The organism is Actinomycetota bacterium (assembly GCA_030776725.1).
GTDB lineage: Bacteria > Actinomycetota > Nitriliruptoria > Nitriliruptorales > JAHWKO01 > JAHWKW01.
The window spans coordinates 1-5,116 of sequence record JALYHG010000227.1; the positions used below are offsets into that span (position 1 = coordinate 1).

The window sequence follows — 5,116 nt, forward strand, 5'->3', positions numbered from 1 at the left end:
GTGCTGGCCGTCGCCGGGCGCGGCGACGACGGGGCCGTGGCGCTGGTCCGCCGCCACTTGACCGACGGCTGGCGGCTGGTCCCGCTCGACTGGGCTCTGGCCGGGGCGCGGGTGTCCGCGGATCGCGCCGGCTGACGCGAGCGGGAGTCAGTCGCTCGGACGTCCGCCGCCCTGCACGCGGGAGCGCAGGGTGGCCTCGATGAGCCCGGCGAGGTCGGGGTCACCGTCCAGCAGCGCGCGGAAGGAGTCGGCGGGGATGACCATCAGCTCGCTGTCCTGCATGGCGCGGGCGCCCTTGGAGTGCGTCGTGTCGCGCAGCAGGGAGTGCTCGCCGAAGTAGTCGCCGGCCTCCATGACCGCGACCTCGTCCTCGCCGTCCTCGCCGGCCTCGTAGATGCGCACGCGGCCCGACAGGACCACGTACAGCGCCTCGGCGGGGGCCCCCTCGTCGAAGACCACGCTGCCGGCCGACCAGACCAGGTTCATCGACACGCCGAGGATCTGCAGGAGCGTGGCGTCGTCCAGGGACGCGAAGTCCGGCACGGTGCGCAGCGCCTCCACGAGGCTGTGCGAGACCGGTGGCGCCACCGCTCACCCCCCTTTCGGCGCCGATATGCTAACCCGACCCGACGGACGGTCGCCGAGTGAGCCTTGCGACGACGCCGCTGCGGATCGCCCAGCTGAGCGACATCCACTGCGGCACGGTCTCGTTCGACGCGGAGCTGATGCGGTCGGTGATCGACCGGATCAACGACCTGCGCCCGGACGTCGTCGTGGTGGGCGGCGACCTCACGGCCGACGGCTACGAGTGGGAGTTCGAGGAGGCCGGGCGGTGGCTGGGCGCCATCGAGGCCCCCACGGTGGTGGTGCCGGGCAACCACGACGCGCGCAACGTCGGCGACCTGCACTTCCGGCGGCTGTTCGGCGACCGCTTCTCCCGCCACCGTCAGGCCTTCGACCCCGCCCGCGCGGAGCGGCTGCAGGCGTCCGGCCTGACCGTGGTGGCGGTCGACTCCTCCGAGCCGGACCTCAACGCCGGCCACATCGGCCGGGAGCGCTACGAGTGGATCCGCACCCAGTTCGACGAGCCGGACGACTTCAAAGTCTTCGTGCTGCACCACCATCTGGTGTCCATCCCGGGCACGGGCCGGGAGCGCAACATCATCACCGACGCCGGCGACCTGCTGGAGCTGCTCACCGAGCTGAACCTGGACATGGCCCTGTCGGGCCACAAGCACGTGCCCTACTTCTGGGGCGTCAACGGGATGCTGCTGTGCAACTCGGGCACCGCGTCGACCCACCGGGTGCGCGGGCTGACGCCCCCGTCGTGGAACGAGGTGCGGGTCGACGCCGCGACGATCAAGGTCTTCCTGCACTACGAGGACGGCCGTCGCGAGCTGTCGGTGATCCGCACCCGCGCCCACCGCACGTCGATCCGTGAGGCGTTCTTCGTGACCGACGAGTTCCGCAGCTCCAACCCCCTGCTGGCCGAGTGACCGGCGGACGCGGCGACGGCATCGCCCGCAGCGCGCTGCGCATCGCGCAGCTGTCGAGCCTGCGCTGTGGCGACGTGACGTTCGACGAGGGGCTGATGCGCTCCGTCGTCGAGCGCGTCAACCGGCTGCGCCCGGACCTGGTTGTGGTCGTCGGCGACCTCACCGAGGCGGGCTTCCGCTGGGAGTTCGAGGACGCCGCGGGCTGGCTGGGCCGCCTCGAGGCGGAGACGGTGGTCGTGCCCGGCAACCACGACGCGCGCAACGTCGGGACGGTCCACTACCGCCAGCTGTTCGGGGACCGCTTCAGCCGCTACCGGACCGCCTTCGACCCGTGGCGGGCGGACCGCTTGGCCGCCACCGGCCTGACCGTCGTCGCCGTGGACTCCTCCCAGCCGGACCTGGACGAGGGCCACGTCGGCCGCGAGCGCTACCCGTGGATCCGGGCCCAGTTCGACCAGCCCGCGGACGTCAAGGTGCTGATGGTGCACCACCACCTGATGGCCATCCCTGGCACGGGCCGCGACCTGAACGTCATCACCGACGCCGGCGACCTGCTGCCGGTGCTCGACGAGATCGGCGTGGACGTCGTGCTGACCGGGCACCGCCACGTCCCCTACTTCTGGGGCCTCAACGGCATGCTGTTGTGCAACTCGGGGACCACCGCCTCCCGGCGCACCCGCGGCCTGGTGCCGCCGTCGTGGAACGAGCTGCAGACCGACGCGTCCACCATCAAGGTGTTCGCGCACTACGAGGACGGCCGCCGCGAGCTGTCGGTGATCCGCAGTCGCACGACCCGGGCGCGGATTCGCGAGGCCTTCCACGTCACCGGCGACTTCCTGTCCTCCAACCACATCCCCATCGCCTGAGGAACCCGTGACCGCGTCGCGCAGCGACGATCCCGCGGGAGTGCCGCACCCCCGGCCACGCCGCGCGGTGGCGCTCGTCGACGGCGAGCACTACCCGCAGGTGACCCGCGACGCCCTGGCGGAGCTGGCGGAGGCGGGGACGCGGACCGTCGCGGCGCTGTTCCTCGGGGGAACCGAGAAGGTCGCGCGCCACGGTGCGCGCGTCGACGTGGGGGTGCCCGCCACCTGGGCGCCCCCCGCCGCCCCCGGCGGCGTGGTCGAGGCCGCGGCCGGGGTGCTGGAGGGGCTGCTGGACGAGCACCGGCCCGACGTCGTCGTCGACCTGTCCGACGAGCCCGTGCTCGACCAGCGTGAGCGGCTGCGACTGGCCGGCCGGGTGCTGCTGGCCGGCGTCGCCTACGAGGGCGCGGACTTCCGGCTGTGGCCGCCCCCGCGCCCCCGGGTGGCCGCCCGCCCGACGATTGCGGTGATCGGCACCGGCAAGCGCACCGGCAAGACGGCGGTCGCCGCCGAGCTGGCCCGTGCGCTGGCCCGCGCTGGCGTGACCCCGGTCATCGTGGCGATGGGCCGGGGAGGCCCCCCCCGGCCCGTCGTCGTCCCGGCGGGCGCCCGACTGGAGGCCCAGGACCTGCTCGCCGTCGCCGACGCCGGCGGGCACGCCGCCAGCGACTTCTACGAGGACGCTATCACCACCGGCGCGGCGACGGTGGGTGCGCGCCGCTGCGGCGGGGGGCTGGCGGGCGCGGTCGTCTACTCCAACGTCGACCACGCGGTGCGTCTGGCCGACGGGCTGCCCGGCGACGTCACCCTCCTGGAGGGCAGCGGGGCCGCCGTCCCCCCCGTCCACGCCGACGCCACGGCACTGGTCGTGCCCGGCGACTGCGACCCGTCGGTGCTGTGCGACCAGCTGGGCCCCTACCGCGTATTGCTCGCCGACGAGGTGGTCGTTACAATGGGCGAACTCCCGCGCTCCTCCCCACAGCAGGTGGCGAGTGTCGTGGGAGCCATCCGCAGCATCGCGCGGAACACCCCCGTCGTCCGGACCACTTTTCGTCCGCATCCGCTCGGTCCGGTCGCCGGGGCCAGGGTGTTCCTCGCGACGACCGCACCCGCCGCCGCCAGCGGGTCGCTCGCGGCGTTCCTCGAGCAACGGCACGGCTGCCGGGTGGTGGCCTGGAGCAACGACCTGGCCGACCGCCCGGCGCTGAGCAGGGCGCTGGAGGCGGCCGGCGCGTTCGACGTGCTGCTGGTGGAGCTCAAGGCCGCGGCCGTGGACGTCGCGGTCCGTACGGCCGCCTCCATGGGCGTGCCGGTGGTCTTCTGCGACAACCGCCCGGTCACCACGGCCGGAGAGGACGACGAGCGCGGGACGGATGTGGAAGGGGACCCCGGGATGGGTGCCGTGGCCGACCGCCTGTACCGGCGGGCGCACGAGCGCTTCCCGGGACCGGGGCCGGCGGGCCCCGACCGGCGCGGATGACGGATCGAGGTCCCGCACCGACTCCCGGCCGACCATGGGACGGACCCCCGAGAGCATGGAGCAGGCACCACTGTCGAGCACCCACAGACCTCGCGGGCCGGGTCATATCACGGTCCGCGACGGCAAGGCCGGCCTTCCCTACTCCAAGGGGCTGATGGCCACGTCGGTCATGGCGGCGGGGCTGCCGCCCCGGCGCGCCTACGACGTGGCGGAGGTCGTGGAGGGCAGACTGCGCGCGGACGGGGCCGACGCCGTGTCGACGGCGGACCTGCGGGAGCTGGCGGCGCAAGTGATCGAGGAGGAGGTGGGGCCGCGCTACGCGCAGAACTACCGCTGCTGGCAGCAGGCGCAGACCCGCTCGGTGCCGCTGATCGTGTTCATCGGGGGCGCCACGGGCGTGGGCAAGTCCACGATCGCCACGACGGTCGCCAACCGGCTGGGCATCGTGCGGATCGTCTCGACCGACGCCGTGCGCGAGGTCATGCGCGGGATCCTCACCCGGGAGATGATGCCCATCCTGTACACGTCGTCGTTCGACACGCCCTCGCTGCTGCCGGACCTGCGCGCCGAGGCGGACCCGGTGGTGGCCGGCTACCGCCAGCAGGTGCGGGCGGTGTCGGTCGGCATCGGCAAGATCGTCCGGCGGGCGGTCCTCGAGGGCACCGACCTCATCGTCGAGGGCGCCCACGCCGTGCCCGGCTTCCTGGACCCGCCGGCGCCCGACGAGGCGATCGTCGCCTCGATGGTGATCACCGTCGACGACGAGCACGCCCACCGCAGCCACTTCGTCGCGCGGGCGCAGGAGACGCGCAACCGCGGCGACCGTCGCTATCTGGACAGCCTCCCCCACATCCGCCGGGTCCAGGACCACATCCGCGAGCTGGCGGTCGCCCGCGGCGTATCGGTCGTCTCGAGCTACAGTCTGGACGCGACCGTCTCGCGGGTGACGGAGCTGGTGGTCGCCGCCGCCACTGACATACCGCAACCACCGCCGGGCCCCCGGCCCTCCGTGCGACCTCCCGTGTCCGCACCGTAGACAGGAGAGACTCGATGGACCCCAGTGTCCTCTCGCGCAAGCCGCTGACCGAGCTGAAGACGATCGCCTCCGCGCTGCAGATGCGCGGCTACCAGCGGCTGCGCAAGGCCGAGCTGGTCGATGCGATCGTGGCGGCGTCCAACGGCGAGCGGGGCCACCTTCCCGCGGGCGCCGACGTCGACGCACCCGCCGGCTCGCCGGTCGGCGACGGCCCGGTGACCGCCGGGCACCCCGAGCC

At 73.6% G+C, this 5,116-nt stretch carries 6 protein-coding genes; 5 read left to right on the top strand and 1 reads right to left on the bottom strand.

Going from position 1 to position 5,116, the window contains the following annotated elements; translation table 11 throughout:
• Positions 1 to 147 precede the first annotated feature (147 nt).
• A complete protein-coding gene (locus M3N57_10940; protein ID MDP9023183.1) occupies positions 148 to 588 on the bottom strand; it encodes a cyclic nucleotide-binding domain-containing protein in 441 nt (146 codons plus the stop codon).
• A gap of 56 nt (positions 589 to 644) precedes the next feature.
• Here M3N57_10940 and M3N57_10945 point away from each other — a divergent pair, with 56 nt between their 5' ends.
• The 5 genes from M3N57_10945 to M3N57_10965 all read left to right on the top strand — a co-directional run.
• Positions 645 to 1,496 carry a metallophosphoesterase gene (locus M3N57_10945; GenBank protein ID MDP9023184.1) on the top strand — a complete coding sequence of 284 codons (852 nt, stop codon included), beginning with the start codon at positions 645 to 647 and terminating at the stop codon, positions 1,494 to 1,496.
• Positions 1,493 to 2,362 (top strand): metallophosphoesterase, encoded by an 870-nt coding sequence (locus tag M3N57_10950; protein MDP9023185.1) that lies wholly within the window; start codon positions 1,493 to 1,495, stop codon positions 2,360 to 2,362. Before M3N57_10945 ends, M3N57_10950 begins: the two co-directional genes overlap by 4 nt.
• A gap of 7 nt (positions 2,363 to 2,369) precedes the next feature.
• Positions 2,370 to 3,842 (top strand): 2,3-diphosphoglycerate synthetase, encoded by a 1,473-nt coding sequence (locus M3N57_10955; protein ID MDP9023186.1) that lies wholly within the window; start codon positions 2,370 to 2,372, stop codon positions 3,840 to 3,842.
• Between the two features lie 55 nt (positions 3,843 to 3,897).
• Positions 3,898 to 4,878 (top strand): hypothetical protein, encoded by a 981-nt coding sequence (locus tag M3N57_10960; GenBank protein ID MDP9023187.1) that lies wholly within the window; start codon positions 3,898 to 3,900, stop codon positions 4,876 to 4,878.
• 14 nt (positions 4,879 to 4,892) lie between these two features.
• The coding region (locus M3N57_10965) for a Rho termination factor N-terminal domain-containing protein (GenBank protein ID MDP9023188.1) at positions 4,893 to 5,116 on the top strand (224 nt) is incomplete at its 3' end.

Excerpts from the sequence above, each read along its gene's own strand:
- M3N57_10960 (MDP9023187.1), top strand. The coding sequence starts at position 3,898 with ATGGAGCAGGCACCACTGTCGAGCACCCACAGACCTCGCGGGCCGGGT.